Source organism: Microcoleus sp. PH2017_08_TRC_O_A, from assembly GCF_020738665.1.
Lineage (GTDB): Bacteria > Cyanobacteriota > Cyanobacteriia > Cyanobacteriales > Microcoleaceae > Microcoleus.
Window position 1 is genome coordinate 1 of the sequence record NZ_JAEQCE010000106.1, and the last position, 18,556, is coordinate 18,556.

General features: G+C 44.5%; 21 protein-coding genes. 11 read left to right on the forward strand and 10 right to left on the reverse strand.

The window, feature by feature from the left end; translation table 11 throughout:
* Nucleotides 1-307: 307 nt before the first annotated feature.
* Entirely contained in the window at nt 308-883 is a 576-nt protein-coding gene (locus JGK22_RS28380) for an alpha/beta hydrolase (RefSeq protein ID WP_293184337.1), read from the reverse strand.
* Between the two features lie 261 nt (nt 884-1,144).
* Here JGK22_RS28380 and hpsL point away from each other — a divergent pair, with 261 nt between their 5' ends.
* Nucleotides 1,145-2,809, forward strand: coding sequence for a hormogonium polysaccharide biosynthesis protein HpsL (gene hpsL / locus JGK22_RS28385; protein ID WP_293184340.1), 1,665 nt, complete (start codon nt 1,145-1,147; stop codon nt 2,807-2,809).
* Between the two features lie 446 nt (nt 2,810-3,255).
* Here the strand turns inward: hpsL and JGK22_RS28390 are convergent, their stop codons facing one another.
* From JGK22_RS28390 to JGK22_RS28405, 4 genes are all read right to left on the reverse strand, one after another.
* Nucleotides 3,256-4,524, reverse strand: a complete 1,269-nt coding sequence (locus JGK22_RS28390) for a DPP IV N-terminal domain-containing protein (RefSeq protein ID WP_293314254.1) — start codon at nt 4,522-4,524, stop codon at nt 3,256-3,258.
* Between the two features lie 108 nt (nt 4,525-4,632).
* Nucleotides 4,633-5,079 (reverse strand): hypothetical protein, encoded by a 447-nt coding sequence (locus tag JGK22_RS28395; RefSeq protein WP_293190806.1) that lies wholly within the window; start codon nt 5,077-5,079, stop codon nt 4,633-4,635.
* Nucleotides 5,076-6,032, reverse strand: a complete 957-nt coding sequence (locus JGK22_RS28400; protein ID WP_293206863.1) for a ParA family protein — start codon at nt 6,030-6,032, stop codon at nt 5,076-5,078. The genes JGK22_RS28395 and JGK22_RS28400 overlap by 4 nt, the downstream gene beginning before the upstream one ends.
* A 53-nt stretch (nt 6,033-6,085) precedes the next feature.
* Nucleotides 6,086-6,631, reverse strand: coding sequence for a hypothetical protein (locus tag JGK22_RS28405; protein ID WP_293206865.1), 546 nt, complete (start codon nt 6,629-6,631; stop codon nt 6,086-6,088).
* A gap of 173 nt (nt 6,632-6,804) precedes the next feature.
* On the opposite strand from JGK22_RS28405, the gene JGK22_RS28410 reads away from it, so the two are divergent.
* Nucleotides 6,805-7,944 carry a tetratricopeptide repeat protein gene (locus JGK22_RS28410; protein WP_293206867.1) on the forward strand — a complete coding sequence of 380 codons (1,140 nt, stop codon included), beginning with the start codon at nt 6,805-6,807 and terminating at the stop codon, nt 7,942-7,944.
* 56 nt (nt 7,945-8,000) lie between these two features.
* Here the strand turns inward: JGK22_RS28410 and JGK22_RS28415 are convergent, their stop codons facing one another.
* From JGK22_RS28415 to typA, 3 genes are all read right to left on the reverse strand, one after another.
* On the reverse strand, nt 8,001-8,267 hold the full coding sequence (locus JGK22_RS28415) for a Txe/YoeB family addiction module toxin (RefSeq protein ID WP_293206869.1): 267 nt from the start codon (nt 8,265-8,267) through the stop codon (nt 8,001-8,003).
* The gene (locus JGK22_RS28420; protein WP_293206872.1) at nt 8,267-8,488 is read right to left on the reverse strand and encodes a hypothetical protein; all 222 of its coding nucleotides are present in this window, start codon (nt 8,486-8,488) and stop codon (nt 8,267-8,269) included. Before JGK22_RS28420 ends, JGK22_RS28415 begins: the two co-directional genes overlap by 1 nt.
* 105 nt (nt 8,489-8,593) lie before the next feature.
* Nucleotides 8,594-10,384 carry a translational GTPase TypA gene (gene typA / locus JGK22_RS28425; protein WP_293190763.1) on the reverse strand — a complete coding sequence of 597 codons (1,791 nt, stop codon included), beginning with the start codon at nt 10,382-10,384 and terminating at the stop codon, nt 8,594-8,596.
* A gap of 217 nt (nt 10,385-10,601) precedes the next feature.
* Here typA and JGK22_RS28430 point away from each other — a divergent pair, with 217 nt between their 5' ends.
* A complete protein-coding gene (locus JGK22_RS28430) occupies nt 10,602-10,940 on the forward strand; it encodes a type II toxin-antitoxin system RelE/ParE family toxin (RefSeq protein ID WP_293190761.1) in 339 nt (112 codons plus the stop codon).
* Nucleotides 10,933-11,301, forward strand: a complete 369-nt coding sequence (locus JGK22_RS28435) for a transcriptional regulator (protein ID WP_293190759.1) — start codon at nt 10,933-10,935, stop codon at nt 11,299-11,301. Before JGK22_RS28430 ends, JGK22_RS28435 begins: the two co-directional genes overlap by 8 nt.
* Here JGK22_RS28435 and JGK22_RS28440 read toward each other — a convergent pair.
* Nucleotides 11,291-11,431, reverse strand: a complete 141-nt coding sequence (locus JGK22_RS28440; protein WP_293190757.1) for a hypothetical protein — start codon at nt 11,429-11,431, stop codon at nt 11,291-11,293. The genes JGK22_RS28435 and JGK22_RS28440 overlap by 11 nt on opposite strands.
* A 300-nt stretch (nt 11,432-11,731) precedes the next feature.
* Between JGK22_RS28440 and JGK22_RS28445 the strand changes: the two genes are divergently transcribed.
* The 4 genes from JGK22_RS28445 to JGK22_RS28460 all read left to right on the forward strand — a co-directional run bounded on the left by JGK22_RS28445 (nt 11,732) and on the right by JGK22_RS28460 (nt 15,327).
* Entirely contained in the window at nt 11,732-12,556 is an 825-nt protein-coding gene (locus JGK22_RS28445) for a M15 family metallopeptidase (RefSeq protein WP_293190755.1), read from the forward strand.
* Nucleotides 12,557-12,783: 227 nt separating this feature from the next.
* On the forward strand, nt 12,784-13,362 hold the full coding sequence (gene coaD / locus JGK22_RS28450) for a pantetheine-phosphate adenylyltransferase (RefSeq protein ID WP_293184379.1): 579 nt from the start codon (nt 12,784-12,786) through the stop codon (nt 13,360-13,362).
* Nucleotides 13,245-13,931, forward strand: coding sequence for a DivIVA domain-containing protein (locus tag JGK22_RS28455; RefSeq protein ID WP_293184382.1), 687 nt, complete (start codon nt 13,245-13,247; stop codon nt 13,929-13,931). The genes coaD and JGK22_RS28455 overlap by 118 nt, the downstream gene beginning before the upstream one ends.
* A gap of 343 nt (nt 13,932-14,274) precedes the next feature.
* The gene (locus tag JGK22_RS28460) at nt 14,275-15,327 is read left to right on the forward strand and encodes an acyltransferase (protein ID WP_293184384.1); all 1,053 of its coding nucleotides are present in this window, start codon (nt 14,275-14,277) and stop codon (nt 15,325-15,327) included.
* Between the two features lie 14 nt (nt 15,328-15,341).
* Here JGK22_RS28460 and JGK22_RS28465 read toward each other — a convergent pair whose 3' ends face one another.
* Nucleotides 15,342-16,073, reverse strand: a complete 732-nt coding sequence (locus JGK22_RS28465) for a TIGR04283 family arsenosugar biosynthesis glycosyltransferase (protein WP_293212974.1) — start codon at nt 16,071-16,073, stop codon at nt 15,342-15,344.
* Between the two features lie 93 nt (nt 16,074-16,166).
* Here JGK22_RS28465 and ubiG point away from each other — a divergent pair, with 93 nt between their 5' ends.
* The 3 genes from ubiG to fldA all read left to right on the forward strand — a co-directional run bounded on the left by ubiG (nt 16,167) and on the right by fldA (nt 18,363).
* Nucleotides 16,167-17,012: a bifunctional 2-polyprenyl-6-hydroxyphenol methylase/3-demethylubiquinol 3-O-methyltransferase UbiG gene (gene ubiG, locus JGK22_RS28470; protein WP_293218890.1), complete on the forward strand. Its 846-nt coding sequence runs from the start codon at nt 16,167-16,169 to the stop codon at nt 17,010-17,012.
* A gap of 349 nt (nt 17,013-17,361) precedes the next feature.
* A complete protein-coding gene (locus tag JGK22_RS28475; RefSeq protein WP_293184390.1) occupies nt 17,362-17,688 on the forward strand; it encodes a cupin domain-containing protein in 327 nt (108 codons plus the stop codon).
* Between the two features lie 162 nt (nt 17,689-17,850).
* Complete coding sequence (fldA, locus tag JGK22_RS28480) at nt 17,851-18,363, forward strand: flavodoxin FldA (RefSeq protein ID WP_293184392.1); 513 nt, start codon at nt 17,851-17,853, stop codon at nt 18,361-18,363.
* The last annotated feature ends 193 nt before the right edge of the window (nt 18,364-18,556 follow it).

The following is an 18,556-nucleotide window of genomic DNA, read 5'->3' on the forward strand; positions in this document are numbered from 1 at the left end:
TTTAATAACTTACACAAGTTTGTGGGATGGGCGTCCCGCCCGTCTTTTCGGGACGGGCGGGACGCCCATCCCACAAGAACAATAAAAACTGTAAGTTATACCAATTTAAAAAAAGAATGCAACAGTATTCTTGTCCCCCCCGCAAAGCAGCGGGGGGGCTAGGGGGGGTCGAAGAGTGTTGCACAATTTTAGATAAATGGTATTATTTAATTTTCATTCCTTAGTTTGATCGTTCGGACTTTAGTCCGCCAAAAAAGTCTGAGGACTTTAGTCCTCACTACAAACCTGTGCGATCGAACTTTCAGTGCTATTTTGTCTGAGTTGTGCCCTTTGTCTCGCCCTTGGAATCTTGCAGTAGGGTGCCCATATTTCCAGCCAAACCCTGAATTTTCCCAACAGTCGCAGCAATGCTGGCAACATCTACGTAAACCTCCGGGAGAGGATACTTTTTCAAGATTTCCAACAGCGACACCTTACCATCGTCGCCGGCTGCCAGAATCAGCGCAGCCCGCATGGCTTTGCCACCTTCTGTGCGGCGCTGAGTCCGAATAGCTTGACCAATTTCATCAGTAATTTTTTCGCCTGGGGTGCTGTAAACTATCCGGGCGAGATTAGCTGGCTTTAAACCGATTTGTAAACCGATCAACCCCTGCAATGTTTTTGGATCCATTTTGGAGAACCCGATAATTTGTTTGAGGGTTGGCGTCGTCGTGCCATCTTTAGCAAAGTCTTCTAAGTCGCTGATATTGACGGCTTGGCGGATCGGGCCAAATGTCAGGACAACTTTTTCGGCCCCGAATGCTCTACTGCTGCTAGATAATATGCTCGCGCTTGCTCCTACAACTAGGGCAATGCCGATCGATACCAATTTGTTTAACTTCATATCCAGTTTCTGCGATCGATTTGAGCGATCGATTAAAATTATGCTTTCGAGATTTGTATATTATAGATGCAGCAGTTATATTCTACAAGGTCGCGAGTGTAAGTTTTGCCCGCCTCGCACCCAGCATCTTGACCCCAATTTTTCCGCATTTAGGACGTTAAGAATAAGTAACCACATCTACCGCAATATTTTTTCTGATATACATTTTGCCTTCTACCTGTGAGTGCCTTCTGCCTTCTACATAAGTGCCTTTTATCAGTTATGTTTAAAACCAAGCGCAAATCTAAGAAGTCCAAACAAAAGCCCAGCGAAAAAACAACAACGTCCAGCAAAAAAGAAATAGCGGCACAAAAACGCAAAACTTCACAAAAGCGCAATGAATTAGCGCAGGCGATCGTCATAAGCTGCTTAATCAGTGTTGCTGTCAGCATCATCCTGTTGTTCGTGGTTCGCGCTAAGATTGCTATTGCCGGAGGCGCCGCCATAGCCATTTTGCTACTTTCCTACAAATACCCCCGTCCAGCTTTCTGGGCTTTTTTTATTTACCTGCCTTTAAGCGGTACAGTTACCTACGCAATTGGTGGCGGGAATGCTGCATTTCAAGTAGCCAAAGACGCCTTCTACATACCAGCCCTCATCGCCCTCATTCAAAGCTGCAAAAAGAAACAGTTGCCTCTGTTCATTCCCAAACAAATGCTTTCTACCTTCAGCATCCTGTTGATGATGGCAATGCTGACTTTAATTTTTGTCAACGGGGAGATGCAGCTCAACCCGATGAAGGGTGACAAACCAATTCTACAAGGAATTCTCGGCTTAAAAGTATTGATAGGTTACATACCGCTGATTGCTTGTACCTATTATCTGCTCCGCACTAAGAAGGATTTGGTGTTTTTTGGTAGAATGCACGTAGTTTTGGCGATCGTTTGCTGCATTCTCGGTTTGATTCAGTACCTCTTGCTGCAAAGCGGAAAATGTGCGGGTACCCGAGGCATGATTGGAGAAGAATTATATAAAGCAACTCTGCAAGCTAGATGTTTTGTCGGCGGTTCTTTGGTATTCAGTCCAGAAGTCAAGTTTATCCGCTTGCCGGGAACATTTGTCGCACCTTGGCAGTGGGCGTGGTTTCTAATTTCTAATGCTTTTTTAACCTTTGCCTCTGCCTTTTGCGATCCTTCATTCTGGTGGAGAGTTATCAGTTTATTTGGCATGGCCTTAGTATTTGCAAATGCAGTTATTTCGGGTCAAAGAGCTGCGTTAGTTATGGTTCCAGTTGCCACAGCCATCCTGCTAATTCTTACAGGTCAATTAGTTAACTTAAAACGATTTATTCCCATCGGTGCAGGACTGGCAATTCTGCTCTTTGTCGGTGCAGCAATTAACCCAGGAATAATCGAACAGCGGTGGGATAGTTTTGTTAACCGCTGGAACGCTGCACCGCCCCAACAGTTTATTTTTAATCAGTTCGAGCAGAGCAACAATTTTATCATTGACAGACCTCTTGGTAGAGGTGTGGGACGAGCGACTAATTCAACGCGGATCTTTGGTGCTACACAGCTAATTGAAACTTTCCAACCTAAGTTGATGTACGAACTCGGTTATCCGGGAATGATTGCTGTTCAAATCATGCTTTTACACTTGGCTTTTCTAACTTTTAGAGCTTACCGTTCTGTCAAGGACAAAAGTTTGCGGAGTTACGGAGCTAGTTTTTGGGTGTTTGTGGGATTTATTAGCATCTATCCTCAATACTATCCGCTGGATGTAGATCCAGTGTGTGTGTATTACTGGGTTTTGGCTGGGGCGATTTTAAAGTTGCCCAAAATTGACAAACAGGTGCAGGATGAGAAACACCAGGAACTTGAGGGACATGAATTGGAAGTTCACCAGCAATTTAAGGAGAAAAAGATTATTGCATCGGCTCCAATTTGACAAAAAAGGTACGTTGTTGCGCTTTAGCGCTCTTTTCGAGAATTAACAAGAGCGCCCAAGCGCAACTACATACCTAAGAATTAACCCTAATCTTATGCAAAGGTACGTTGTTGCGCTTGGGCGCTATTTTCGAGAATTAACAAGAGCGCCCAAGCGCAACTACATACCTAAGAATTAACCCCAATGTTATGCAAAGGTACGTTGTTGCGCTTGGGCGCTATTTTCGAGAATTAACAAGAGCGCTGAAGCGCAACTACATACCTAAGAATTAACCCTAATCTTATGCAAAGGTACGTTGTTGCGCTTCAGCGCTATTTTCGAGAATTAACAAGAGCGCTGAAGCGCAACTACATACCTAAGAATTAACCCCAATGTTATGCGACTTGTGTAAGTCCAGAAAAATTTGTAGTGTTGTAGTTTCAACGGACATGATATAAATTGTAATTTTACTGTGGTTTCCAAACAGGACTCCCAGCATTTAAATCCTTGTCGCTGGTCAATTTATTTAATCCCGAACCGTCGCGATTAATTACATACAAATTACTTTTGTTACCTGTATTCTCATTCAAAGTAAAAGCAATTTGCTGACTGTCATAAGACCAAGCTAATTCAGAAATTCCAGACATTCCTAGGCGGGGAGCTAGTTGATTTAGCTGGGAAGTTTCCGCATTTATTGTGTATAATTTTTGCTGGTTGAAGTCTCCGCCAGTGAAGGCGATAAGTTTGCCATCGGGCGACCAGGAAAGTGCATCGTAGTTTTGGGGTTTTTGGGTGAGATTTTTGGCGGTTCCGCTGTTAATGTCGATCGCCCAAATATCCTGCTTTTCCCCGCTCAAATCGCCCGCTTTCCCGTGATAGTAAGCAATCCGGCTGCTGTCGGGCGACCAAAATAGCTTGACGTTGTAGACTTGATGTTGCGGGTTGTTGGTCAAATTTTTGAGGTTTGTGCCGTCGGCATTAATCGTGTAAACTTGCTGTTGGGGATAGGTACCGGAGAAAAAAGCGATTTTTGTGCGATCGGGAGACCAAACAAGTTCGCTTCCGCCCGATGTGTACTCGCCGGGACTTTGAGTTAATTTAGTCATGCCCGAACCGTCGGCATTCATTTTGTAGATATTTTTATCCTTAACAAAGGCTACCTGTTCACCATCAGGAGAAAGATAGAATTCTGATGAAATTTCTGTTTTAGCCGGTTGTCCTCCTACTTCCCAATTGCGAACTAATTTAGTTCCTTTAATACCCGAAGTGTCGCTAGTATAAAGTGATTGACTGCCGGGAGAATCCGAGGTAAAACCATCGCAGGAACGGGCAAAAACAAGTTTTTGGCTGTTGGAAAACCAAGCTATTGCAAAATTAGCTGCTTTGCAAGACTCCCCAGCAAACTGTTTCGTTAACCCGGAACCGTCAGCGTTGACTGTATAAATGTCCGTGTCTGTGCCAACGAAAGCCAGTCGATCGCCCTTGGGCGACCAAACTACGGTATAGCTAACATCTATATTGGGTGCAAGTTCGCGGCGGGCTAAACTGGTAGCGTTGACGGTAAATAAACTGTTTCTCACCTCGCTCTCGCGCTGTTGGAGAGCTGTAAACGCCAGTATGCTTGGTTTTTGGGCTGCGGTTGTCCCAGGGCCCTGAAGGCTCGAAAACAAGGTGATTGCAAGTGTTAGGGCGATCGGGGCGATCGAGCAAAACCTCCATAATTTATGCAAACGCATTTTGTTAGTTGATCCTCTTGACAATGGAAAGTGGAAAGCAAAAAAGACAGCTCGAATTTTCGCTATGAACTGTCAACTGTCAACTGTCAACTGTCAACTGTCAACTGTTTAAAGTGTTTGGCGATCGATATGTCGCGACAGCATCAAACTCTGCTTAATTCTACCAATAATTAGCTCGAACATTTTTTTGCGGGACGGATTCTTGCTTGTGGGCGGCATCCCTAACTCGCAACACATCAAATTCAAATCAGTTGCACTCATAGCCGACAATTTTTGCCTCACCTCTAATTCATGACCCTTCTTAGCTTGCAAGCGCAGTTCTTCATAAACTTCGAGAACATTTTCAGTAGATAAATTAGCAGGTTTCTCAACATCAGCAACAGCAGGCAATTCAGAAGTTTTAGAACCAGCAGAAAGCCCTCCCCGCTTGACTTGAGCCTCAATCCTGGTTAATTTTTTAGAAACCTCGCGCAATATCTCCTTAAGTTCGCCAATTTCATCAACCAACCCTCCGCTTTTTTGCTCGCCAGCAGGCAACATATCTTTTTTAATCATTTCAGATACTCCTCACACTCGCGCCAAAGTTGCTCAAACTCTCTAACTAATTCTCGCGGCAATTCTCCCTCATTAATAGCCCGCTTTAGCCCAACACTTTCCCGAATTGTCGATTCTAAAAATCTCACTTCTATGTTATTGTCTTTTGAGATTTCAGCGCAAAGCCTTTTGACTTCTCTCATGTAAAACTGAACTTCATTTGTCAGCAATCCTCCATAGATTTTAGCTTTATTCATAAACACTGCAATCTTGGGAAACGGGTAAGGCTCAATCCGTTTTTGGAGCGAGTTTAAAACTAAACTCAATCCCCGAGAACCAAAATAATCTGGGTTGACAGGAATCAGTATTAAGTCGCAGCAAGAAAGTACGCTATAGGTGAGGAGACTGAAGGAAGGCGAACAGTCAAACAGCATCAAATCGTATTTGGGGAGATTGGGAGAGTTAGCGATTTTGCCACTGAACTGGCGGATGAAGTCTTTAACACTTTTTCCCTCAAATCCATCGAGGTCTAACCAATACAATTCTTCAACTGAAGGGATAAAATGCAACTGTTCGTCAATCTGATAAATGGTGTCGAAACCAACGGGAAATTTAAAGTTTTGTCCGGCTTTTTTAAAGACTTCGAGGGCGTCGTAAATTGTGAGTCGGTGTTTGAGAGATTTTTCGTACCACTTACCAAACTTATCATCTAAATGACCCGTATTTTCGTTAAGCCCGATCGCCTCTGTGAGGGACATTTGCGGGTCTAGATCTAACATCAAGACTTCTAAGTCGGTTCCTTGGGATATAATATTTCCTAGACTCCAGGTGACGGTGGTCTTTCCGACACCGCCTTTGAAGTTGATTACGGCTATGGATTTGGGACTCATGGCTGGCTTTGTTTGGATTTTGCTCAATTTTTTATTAAAACATAGCGATCGCCCAATTAGCGTTTGCTCAGTATTATTACTCAATTAATTGCGATCGCCTGGAGTAGGCGATCGCCAGATTAACAGGGAGTCTCTTTTTAGAAAAGAATATCAGGAAACTTGAAAACGTGACTGGCAATATTCCGCACCTTGGCTAATGGAACAGGTAATCCAGTTACACTGTAGCCTCGATTTGGTACTACTTTCTGCGGGAGTTCTGGGTGTTGCTGCGAAACTAACAACCTGAATTTACCAGGTTCGACGACCAATATCTCCTGTTGGGGAATGAAAAATATCCAGAGATCCGCTTGCGAAGTCCATCCCCAACAGGGACGGTTGCGATCGTCAAAAACTTCAAAAAACAAGTTTCCAGTTTGCTTGGCTTTTATATCAGTCTTGTACTCAGCAGTTGCAGTTGAACCGTTTGGGCGAATTAGTCGGCGGTCAATACCTGCTTTCTGATACTGTGGCAAATCTGAGACATCCTCAATGCGATAGCCATGAATCTGCAACCACTTGTCTACGATCGCCTCTCCTGTCTTTCCTACTTTCTTTTGAGTTTGGAAGTCGTATTCCTGTTTTTGGGAAAGCGGCGGTAGTTGCTGGGATAATTCGGCTTTGTTGTGCAGATTATTGTTGTACATGATTAATTCCGTCAGCTAAGTTTTCAGTAGTGAATCACTACCTCCTTAGCTTCGAGGGTCGGTGTCTGAGATTGTGACCGGCTAAACTGTCTGATGTGTCCGACTTTCTGTCTGAGTTTGTGTCTGACTTTCATTCGTTCAGTTACAATAGCCATAAGTGTTGGAGTCAGGCTATGGCTATAAGAGGAATAAAGGCATCTCCAGAAGGCATTAAAAAAGCAGAAAAAGCTTTAGTCAGAAATAGTTTAAATAAGACTGCTTTAAAGCGAGAGTTAGGAATAGCTCGCTCAACTGTTAGTCGTTTTTTTAAACCTGAACCAGTTGACCGTTTAAATTTTGAAGAGATTTGTACAAGGCTAGGGCTAGATTGGAGAGATATTATTGCTAATCCACTCACTGAAACTGAGACAGAGGAAAAACAACAGAGTAACTCTGATTTTCAAGATGCTGAACCTGAGCAAGTTGAGGAAGTGCTGGACAACTTTTGTGACGAGGTTGTGGTCGAGAGGGTGCGATCGCACTCTCCTATATGTGCTGAGGATTACGATAAACTGGGAATAAACAAGGCTAAGGAAAGAGATTTTCATGGAGCAATTGAAAATTTCTGTCGAGCAATTAAGCTCAACCCTCATTATGCAAATGCCTACAATAACCGGGCTCTTGTTCGTGCTGAACTAGGGGACTATCCAGGAGCAATTGAGGATTACAAAGAGGCGATATTACTCAATCCTGATTGTGCAATATTTCACAACAACCTGGGTATTATTTCTTCTAAATTAGGTGATTATCAAGGAGCGCAGGCAGCTCACACCCGAGCAATTAAACTAAATCCTGACTATGCTCAAGCCTACAATGACCGAGGTGTTAATAATGTAGAGATAGGCAATCTGGAAGAAGTGCTTAAAGATTTCACCCAAGCAATTGAACTAAATCCTGATGATGCCCTTGCTTGGAATAATCGAGGTGATGTCTACTTCTTGAAATTAGACGATCTGCAAAGAGCGCTTGAAGATTACATCCAGGCAGCTAGGCTGAATCCCAATAATTCTAAAACATTCAACAACTTGGGAGTTATTCACTCTAAGTTGGGGAACAAAGAGAAAGCGCTTGAGGATTACACCCAGGCAATTCAGCTTGAACGAAATTTTGCCCAAGCTTATCTAAACCGAGGCATTGTCCACTATGAATTGGGCTATTCCCAAAAAGCAGATGTCGATTTTCACCATGCTAAAAATTTATATCGTGTCCAGGGAGAAGAAGAAAATCACCAAAAGGTACTTGATATAATAGAAGAACTTCAGCAAGAAGATTGAGAGCGATCGCATTTAGTAAATTGATAAAAAGAGTAATTCCTACATTGCTTAAAGCTTTATTCACTGTAATGATTCTTACAAGCTGCGATCGCAATTTCTTGATCGGTAACTTGGTAAACCAAACGATGTTCGTTATCAATGCGTCTCGACCAAAAACCACTTAACTCGTATTTGAGAGGTTCAGGTTTGCCCAATCCTTCAAAGGGCGATCGATCTATATCTTTAATCAATTCTACAATTTTGCGATAAATCTTTTTGTCGAATTTTGCCCATTCATTAAAATCTGCAAAAGCAGAAGATTCAAAAATAATTCTTCTGCTCATTACAAATCCTGTAGATCGACTTCAACTAAATTTTGTCTATCTTTAAGATTTTCAATAGCTTTCAACAGTTTGTTTTTATTAACTTCCGATTTCAAAAGATATTCGGTTTCATCGCATTCTGAGACAATTATTTCAATCTCTTTATTTCCAAAAGTCGCTTTAATTTGTTCTAAAAAATTAAAATCGAGTTCGCTGGCTTTTAAACGATAAACTGTTGACATCGTTTTTACCTATTTTTGATTGCGTTAAAAATTAATACTGCCTTTAAATACATTAGTTTGAAGTTGATACTAAGAGCGGGCAATTTTGCCCGCCCTTAATTTGTTTTAGCGTTTGACTAACTTCTTAGACACCTTCCGCAAGCGAATTGATTTCGGTGTTACTTCCACCAATTCATCCTGCCCGATGTACTCCAAAGCACGTTCCAAACTCATATCGACTGGTGCTTGCAATTGTGCCAATTCTTCACCGCCAGATGCGCGGTGGTTTGTCAACTGCTTCGACTTGCAAATATTCAGCTCCATGTCGTCATCTCGGTTGTTTTCTCCGATAATCATCCCTCTGTAAACCTTGGTTCCGGGGGTAATGAAAAATACGCCGCGGTCTTCAGCATTTTTCAGTGAATAAGTAGTTGCAGTTCCTTCTTCAAAGGAAATCAATACTCCGTTGCGACGGGCGACAATTTCTCCACCGAGGGGGCGATAGTCGAGGAAGCTGTGGTTCATAATTCCGGCGCCGCGAGTCAAGCGCATGAACTCGCCTCGGAATCCAATCAAACCACGGGCGGGGACTGAAAATTCGATTTGGGTGCGACCGGTGCTGCTGACGTGCATATCTTGCATTTCTGCTTTGCGCTGACCGAGGCGTTCGATGCAGCCACCGACGGCTTCTTCGGGTACGTCTAAGACTAAACATTCAAAGGGTTCGCAGGGACGACCGCCGACTTCGCGGAAGATTACTTGCGGTTGGGATACTTGGAATTCGTATCCTTCGCGACGCATATTTTCGATCAGGATTCCGAGGTGGAGTTCGCCACGACCGGATACGAGGAATTTGTCGGGAGATTCGGTTTCTTCGACGCGCAAGGCGACGTTGGTTTGGAGTTCTCGCATTAGCCGATCGCGAATTTGACGCGATGTTACCAAACTACCTTCTTGACCGCAGAACGGCGAATCGTTCACAGAGAAAGTCATCTGCAAAGTTGGTTCGTCTACCTTGATTAAAGGCAGCGCTTGCGGGTCGTTGGGACAGGTAATTGTCTCGCCAATATAGGCATCAGCAAAACCAGCAACGGCGACAAGATTACCAGCAGAAGATTCTGCGATATCAATCCGCTTCAGGCCTTCAAAGCCCATCAATTTGCTGATTTTTGATTTGACAAGCGCGCCGCTTTCGGTGATTAAGACTGCTTGTTGACCGATTCTAATCGTGCCGTTGTGGATGCGGCCGATGACGATGCGACCGACGTATTCGGAGTAATCTAAGGTGGTTACTTGCAGTTGCAGCGGCTTGTTGGGGTCGCCTACTGGGGGTGGTACGTGGTCGAGGATTTCTTCAAACAGGGGCTTCATATCTAGCCCTTCGTCTTCGAGGTGTTTTTTGGCGTAACCGCTTAAGCCGGAACCGAAGAGGTAGGGAAATTCGCACTGATCGTCGTCAGCGCCTAGTTCGAGGAACAGATCCAAAACTTTATCGACGGCTTTGTGGGGGTCGGCTCGATCGCGATCGATCTTGTTGACAAATACGATCGGGCGCAGTCCTTTTTCCAGGGCTTTTTTGAGCACGAACCGGGTTTGCGGCATCGGGCCTTCATTGGCGTCTACGATCAGCAAACAACCGTCTACCATGCCGAGAACTCGTTCGACTTCGCCACCGAAGTCGGCGTGTCCGGGGGTATCGACGATGTTGATCAGGGTTTCTTTGTATCGGACGGCGGTATTTTTGGAAAGGATGGTGATGCCACGCTCGCGCTCGATATCATTGGAGTCCATGACGCAATCTGGGATTTCTTCCCCTTCGCGGAAGACCCCGGACTGTCTGAGAAGAGCGTCCACAAGGGTGGTTTTGCCGTGATCGACGTGAGCAATGATGGCGACGTTGCGAATGGGAAGACTCATAATGCGTCTGGGACGTTAAACGGATTTAACTAAAGATTTCTTAATAATTGTAGCGCATGAAGTCAAGGGGCGATCGGGCGGCTGCAAGATTGGGGTGCGATCGTCGCTAGAATAAGGGTTAAGGTTCTGTTAGTGCTGTTGAGTTGGTGGAGGTTGCTAAGGTTTGATTGGGGGCGATCGCCCGTATGATCATAAACGAGTAGTTGCGATCGCACTTATGGAAGTACAACCCAGAGACATTCAGCGTTACGTCAAGTCAGACGGTCAGATTCCTTTCGATGAGTGGTTTTATGCTCTGCGGGATTCTCAAGCTAAACTCAAGATTAATGTGAGATTGAAGCGAGTCAGTACAGGTAATTTTGGAGACTACCGCCCAGTGGGAGAAGGAGTCTTGGAATTGAAAATTAATTTTGGTCCAGGCTACCGGGTCTATTTTGGACAAGTAGAAACAACTATAGTGCTTCTCCTGTGTGGAGGGGATAAAAGCACTCAGGACGAAGATATTCGTAAAGCAAAGAAATATTGGATTAAATACAGGAGTCAAGACAATGGTTAAAAGTGTACCTTACCATCCGTTTCTGATTGAACAGCTTAAAGATTCAGTATATGCAGCGGGCTACCTCACGCTGTTTTTGAATGAGCAAGAAGAGGGAGATTTGGATGTTGGGATTTTCCCATCAGCTTTGAAAGAGGTATTTGAAGCTCTTGGAGAACCAAATATGTCAGCAGATGACGCTAAATTGCACTTGGAAAAATTAGATGGTTTGCTGTCACAGAATGGAATGGCGACAATTTATGCTTTGGCTAATTGGCTGAATACTCTGGGATTGAAGTTATCTGTTGCGGTTGCCGAGGATGAACGGGAAGAGAAAGGTTCTGTTAGTGATGTTGTGTTGGTGGAGGTTGCTAAGGTTTGATTTTGGGCGATCGCCCGTAGGATAATTTACGAGCAAGTGCGATCGACTTTATGGAAGTACAAACCAGATAAAAATTCAGCGTTACGTCAGATCGATCTGGCAGATCGCCCAGCAGATCAATGGCTGACATCGGCGCTCTGCTAGAATTGGCGCGGATGTTTGATGTGTCGATCGCAGATAATATTGTGAGATTTTGTGAAACAGTAACAAATTACACTTAAAATAAACCAACACCACCAGCGTCAACAAGTGCGACATCGCACCCGCGATCGCAAGTAAAAGATTCGAGAGTTGGCGGATGGGACAGGGCGGAGTCAGGAAGAGATCGTATGTATGTATATTCTCAACGGCAACTGTAGCTGCTCGATCGCCCAGATAGATATACAATTTGTAACGTTGAGCCTTATTGAAGTGCAGGAGTGGAGCTGGCTTGGATAACGCTAGTCTGTCGAGAAAAACCCCGCAAGCCTCCGAGCTTGCCGCTGACGAAATTCCAGAAGCAGTACGAGACCACCCATATCTAGAAGCAGGAGGGAGTCAGTCCAAGAAAAAAGGACTGATTTGGAAACTGGTAGGATTGGCCGCAGTCGCCTTTGGCGTCAGCATCTGGCTGCACCTCAACTTTAACTTTTTCCCAGCCACCAGTCGGGCACAGCCAACTCAAAAAAACCCAGCAGCAGCGACTTTGGCCCCTGGAACTGCCCCGAGTCCAGCTACCAACTCAAAAGCCGCCACCCCAGACAACCTGCTGGGACACTTGCCTTACCCAGAAGCACCAGCCGCCGACTTGGTAAATGTCACCTCCGACGGTAGCATCAAACTCCGCACTTCAGCAGCAGCAAAATATCAGGAAATGGCCAACGCTGCCGCCGCATCAGGAATCTATTTTGCTCCCATATCAGGCTTTCGATCCGTAGACGACCAACAACACGTATTTTTTGATGTAAAAGCTGAACGCAGGCAAAATGCCAGCAAGCGAGCCGAAGTTAGCGCTCCTCCAGGTTATAGCGAACATCATACCGGTTATGCGATCGACCTTGGTGACGGTTCCTCCCCCGATACCAACCTCAGTCCCAGCTTTGAAAATACCCAAGCATTCAAATGGCTAGAAGCCAATGCCACCGCTTTCAGCTTTGAAATGTCCTTCCCCAAAAACAATCGCCAAGGCGTCAGTTACGAGCCTTGGCACTGGCGGTTTGTGGGCGACAGGCAAAGCCTCGAAACTTTCTACAAAGCTCATTCGCTAAAAAAGTAGAAGACAGTTGACAGTTGACAGTTGACAGTTGACAGTTGACAGTTGACAGTTGACAGTTGACAGTGGGCAGTGGACAGTTGACAGTTGACAGTGGGCAGTGGACAGTCAGAAGGAAAAAGGAAGGTTTTCCACATCTCCCCCTCTCCCCATCTCCCCCTCCCCCCCTCTCCCCCTCTCTCCCTCTCCCCCTCCCCCCTCTCCCCCTCTCCCCCTCTCCCGCCAAACAAGTGATTGCAATCTATCCAGGCAGCTTTGACCCCATTACCTTCGGTCACGCAGATATTATCGAGCGGGGATCTAAACTGTTCGATCGCATAATTGTTACCGTAGTCAAAAATCCCAGCAAAACCCCTCTGTTCACCGTAGAAGAACGGATTGAGCAGATCCTGCGCTCTACCAAACACCTGCCAAACGTAGAAGTAGACAGTTTTGAGGGTTTGACAGTAAACTATGCTAAGATTCGACAAGCCAAAGTGCTGCTGCGGGGACTCCGGGTATTAACGGATTTTGAAATGGAACTCCAGATGGCCCACACCAATAAAACCCTTCTGGGCGAAATTGAAACAGTTTTTTTGGCAACTTCTAACGAGTACAGCTTTTTAAGTAGTAGTGTAGTTAAAGAAATCGCCAAGTTTGGTGGCTCCGTAGATCATCTTGTTCCGAAACACGTCGCTCTAGATATTTACAAATGTTACGCCAACAGGAACCAAATCGCATCGAACCCGACACTACCGGACGCAGCACTGAGAACGAATCACCTCAGAACACCGCCGCCTTCGGAGACGAGACCAGAACCGCAGGAGTAGACATCCAGCGGGAATTGAACCGGCTTGAGGAAATTGTTCTCGACAGCCCGCGCATTCCCATGACCAGACGCACTCTGGTGGATGAAGAACAGTTGCTCGATCAGTTAGACTTGGTGAGGCTAAATTTGCCGATCGCCTTTGGGGAAGCCGAAACGGTCATCCGACACAAAGACGAACTGCTCCAAGAAGCCCAACTCTACGCTCAAGAAGTGATAGAAGCAGCAGAACAGCGAGCAGCAGAACTTTTAAACGATATGGGCCTGCTACAGCAGGCGAAGATAGAAGCAGATCAGTTGCGACAGCAAGTTTTGCTCGACTGCGAAGCAATTCAGCAGGCGACGCTGGCGGAAGTGGAACAAATTCGCTACCAGGCTCAAGAGGAACTGGAAGAAATGAGAACCAGGGCGATCGCTGAATGCGAGGAAATTCAAAATGGCGCCGACGATTATGCTGACCAAGTGCTCGATAATATTGAGCACAAGCTGAGCGATATGCTGCGCGTGATCCGCAATGGGCGAGATCAGTTGGATAGTGTTTCTGCGTCGCACATCCATCACAACAACGGTTAGTTAACTTGCTTTAATCAAAGTGTGACTTACCGATAATTTTGTGAATTTACGGGCGATCGCGCGATCGAGTGGCAGGGAAATGGCCCAGCATCCTTACTGGGCGGGGAGCAGATAAATAACCTCATGAATAGAGCCGATACCCGTTAAGCATAAATGCTTTGATTCCCGTACTGTGCAACTGTCAACTGTCAACTGTCCACTGTCCACTGCTATAGCAAGACTTGTTTGAATATTGATAATTTTTGTGAAGATAGGAGCAAATATACCATTTTTTGCTATGGTGAAAATCCATCAGGCAGAAAAATTCTGATTTGACCATAATTTTTGCAATCTACTTTTTATCATGCAAAAAGCTTCTAATCGGTTTGCGGAATTTGACTCGATCCGAGCTTTAGCCATAGTCAGTGTTGTGATTACTCATGCTGGGTTTGCGGCATTTCGCGATCGCCGAATTTTGTTTGTCTCCATCGATACATTTCAACTGTTCTGCGTACCAGCTTTTTTACTCCTCAGCGGTTTTTTCCTCACTAACAAACTCGACAATCAAAATAATCCCGGACAGGTAGTCAAAAAAAGACTGTCAAGAATTATACCACCCTACCTGTTTTGGTCAGTAACTTTGTACATCTTAAATAATTGGAACTCACTCCAAAAAATAGATTTACTGTCATTGCTCAGAAATATTCTGACAGGCTCCGTGATGCCTCCCTATTATTTCATCGTTGTAATTATTCAATGCTACGGTTGGTGGTGGCTGCTAGTGAAATCACGATTTTTAGAACCCATCAAAGTTTTGGGATTGGGTTTAACAATTCAAACAATTTTTACCATATTCTTTTACTTGAGCGCTCTCAAATACATATCAATACCTCTACCTTTGATGGAGCGCTGGATTTTTAGTTGGATTTTACCATTTTCAACAGGTCTATTTTTGGGCGCAGCCTATGACAAAATTCAACCAGTTCTCGAACGCAGAAAAATGCTAGTTTTAGGAGCAACAGTCCTCTTTTATCTAGCGAGTATTTGGGAATATTACCTGCTCAGCGGAGTTACGGCGGAGGGATGGTTTTTCCGCTCGTTTTTTAAACTATCTGCCCAAGGATACGCAATTTTGTTCGTCTTGTCGATCCTCGCATTTTCTAAAAATATCGCACTTCCCAGTAGAGTTTCGGGGTTAGTCAAACTCTTGGCTGCGTATTCATTCCCGATATATCTGCTGGATTCAACTGTCGTGCAATATGTATTGTTAGTGTTTTATAAATTTATCGATCCCGTACATCCGCTACTGAAGCTCAGCTTTTTAGTGACAGGGACTTTGTGCGGTTGTTTGGCGATTATTTACCTGTTGCAGAAAGTTTTGCCCAAAAAATACAGCCAGTACATTCTGGGAATTTAATCAGATTTTGTGTTTCAGCGAATGTCTTCATAAAACTGCTTGAGATACTTCGCTGAAACGCCAAACCCCCACAAAAAACCGATCGCAAGATAGATGGCAGTTGCTTTCAATTCGCCCCAATGCGCCACTCGGCGATCGCTACTTTGCACTATTCGATTAACCAACTTAATTTTACCACGTCGCACTAACTTTAAACACAAATCCGCCTCCTCCATAATTGGCAGCGTGGCATCGAAACCATCACATTCCCAAAAATCTGTACGCCGGCAAAAAATAACTTGATCCCCAAACAGCAGGCGCAATCCTTTAACAAACAAATGAGGTCGAAATAACAGCGGCGCGTAGTAAGTTTTAAGGTAATTGTGCAGCGAAACACCCCATCTTGTGTGCTGCGAACCAGCCATCAGGGAGATAAACCCGCCCCCGACAATTTCGGCATCGGATAATGTGTTTTGGATGACTGTTACGATGTCGTCGGGAACTAGAGTATCGGCGTGGAGGAAGCACAAAATTTCGCCTGTGGCGGTTTTGGCACCTAAATTCATTTGCACGGAACGGCCCGGCATACTGCTAAAAATAACACGGGTTGTGGAAGTAAGGGCGATCGCCACTGTTTCATCTTGACTGCCGCCGTCTACCACCAAAACCTCCCAAGCCGGAGGATTGAGAATGCTGAGTTGGCGGAGGGTACGTTCTAGACAAGTCGCTTCATTCAGGGTTGGGATGATAATAGAAACGCGATCCATCAGATTGAATTTTATGCCAAAACTATTATAATAAAAAACTGTGGCGATTGACAACTGCTGCTAGAGCTTCCACTAATCAGGACTAAAAAAATCGTGCAGAAAACAGAAGTAAAAAACGATTTAGAATTTTACGATGAAAATGCTGATAATTGGTGGGACGAAAATGCTAAAATCTATGCTCTCTACCATCTAAACAAACCCAGATTTGAGTTTTTCGACAGACACGCGACCAATTGGCGAGGGCTGAAAACCTTAGATGTTGGGTGCGGCGGCGGTTTTTCCTGCGAGTTTATGGCCGAGAGGGGCGCTGTGGTTTCGGGAATAGATCGATCGCACAAATGTATTGTAGCAGCCCAGAATCACGCAGTTACTAGCGGTTTCGAGATAGACTACAGACAAGGCTTTGCCGAAAATATGCCCTACACGGACAATACCTTCGATGTAGTAATCTGCGTGGATGTTTTAGAACACGTTGCCGATTACAAACAAGTTGTGTCAGAGGTTCACAGAATTCTTAAGCCCGGGGGAGTGTTCTTTTTCGATACAATCAACCGAACTTTTTCCTCGCAAGTTGTGATGATTGGACTGATGGAAAATACATTGCAGGAAATTAAACGAGGCGTTCACGATTGGGAAAAGTTTATTACCCCCGAGGAACTGTCTGCGGTAATGCGGGATACGGGTTTCGACAAGATTGAAATTAAAGGTTTTGATATGTTTGGAGAAATGGGGGCTGTTTTAGGCGAGATGCACGGTTTTTGGGAAAATCTTACAAGTGGAAAGCAACTATTTCCTTCTCCGGCAAGTTTCCAACAAGTTTCTCAAGTGCTAATCTCTAATATCGCTAACTATGTGGATTACAAAAAGTCTGGGTTGTTTAAAATCAAAATTAATGAGGATAGATCGATTATGTATGTTGGGGTAGGGGCGAAGAATTAGTCGGTTAATTGTTGATAGTTGACTGTTGTGATTAGGGGGCGGGTTGTAGAGAGATTTGTGCGATCGACCAAATCCCTCTACAACCCGCCCCATTTTTTTTAGGCACAATTGCATATTATTTGCAATTATTTTGTAATTTTACCGATCGCCCATTCCCGCTACATCGCCCAAAACCACCGCTCTGTCTAAATTTAAGGCTGTATTCTCTTCCACTATAGCCCATATAGCCAGCTTTCTGTTACAAATCTTAATATTAAATTATTGATATTTTACAGGAATTGCATGGTAGCTTATTGAATATAAATTGCAATAAGTACCGGAAGTTAACAGTACCTGGAGGTCAATCACCGTGACAGCAGCAATAGTTTCCGCGTCAGCCTCGCGAATCAGCGAGGGGCAACCTGCCGACAGCCAAAAACTGATGAGTTTGGGTCAAAATTCCGAAATACCCGACCTCGATCGCTCCAAAGATGTCACCATAGCCATCTTAGAAGGAGTAGGAACTCTCACGGTGTGCGATCGAACAGTCACTTTAACACCGGGAGTATTTGTGTTTGTACCCGCCGGCATCCCGCGCAGTCTAAAAGTAACAACGACACTGAATTTGTTACTAATTGACTGCGAACCAGACCCCGATATGAGTGATTCAGCTTGGTTGATGAATTTTCAACTTTAAGTAGATGAAAAAACAGTGTCCTTGCTGCCTTGACTCCCTAATTTCTCAGATTAACCACAATCGCGTTTACTGGTTTTGTCTGAATTGCAGGCAAGAAATGCCAAGTTCTGACTCAAAAATCAGAAATCTCAAGCACTATCAAATTTCACATTCGGAGTAAAAATGTCAAAAGCAATTGGTCTTTTCTACGGAACTACAACTGGCAAAACCGAGTCTGTAGCTGAAATTATTCGAGATGAATTTGGCGGCGATATCGTAACTTTGCATGACATCGGTCGCGCTGAAAATGATGATTTCGCCGAATACGAATGTCTGATTATCGCTTGTCCGACTTGGAATATCGGCGAACTACAAAGCGACTGGGAAGGTTTTTTACCTGAAATTGAAAATATTGATTTTAGCGGCAAAAAAGTAGCTTATTTGGGAACTGGCGACCAAGAAGGTTACCCGGATAATTTCATGGATGCAATGGGGATTTTGGCTGAAAAAATATCGGAACAGGGCGGGGAAACTGTTGGCTATTGGCCGACAGATGGCTATGATTTTAATGAATCTAAGGCCGTGGTTGATGGCAAGTTTTTGGGTCTTGCTATTGATGAAGACAACCAATCTGAAATGACGGAAGCGCGCGTCAAAGCTTGGGTATCTCAACTCAAAAAAGAATTTGGGATATAGGATTAACGGTAGGGTAGTTTGGTAAACTGCAAAACACCTGTATTTTGGGGGCGGATACTCTGAACCCGCCCCACAACCAGCTAACCTATGAACATCTGCTACACAAAACTTAGCTAAACTTTCTCAAGTCTCACTATTCAATCAAGATTGCTCTTGAAGGGTCTGCTTCCTGCTTCACCCAAGGGAGTCGGCT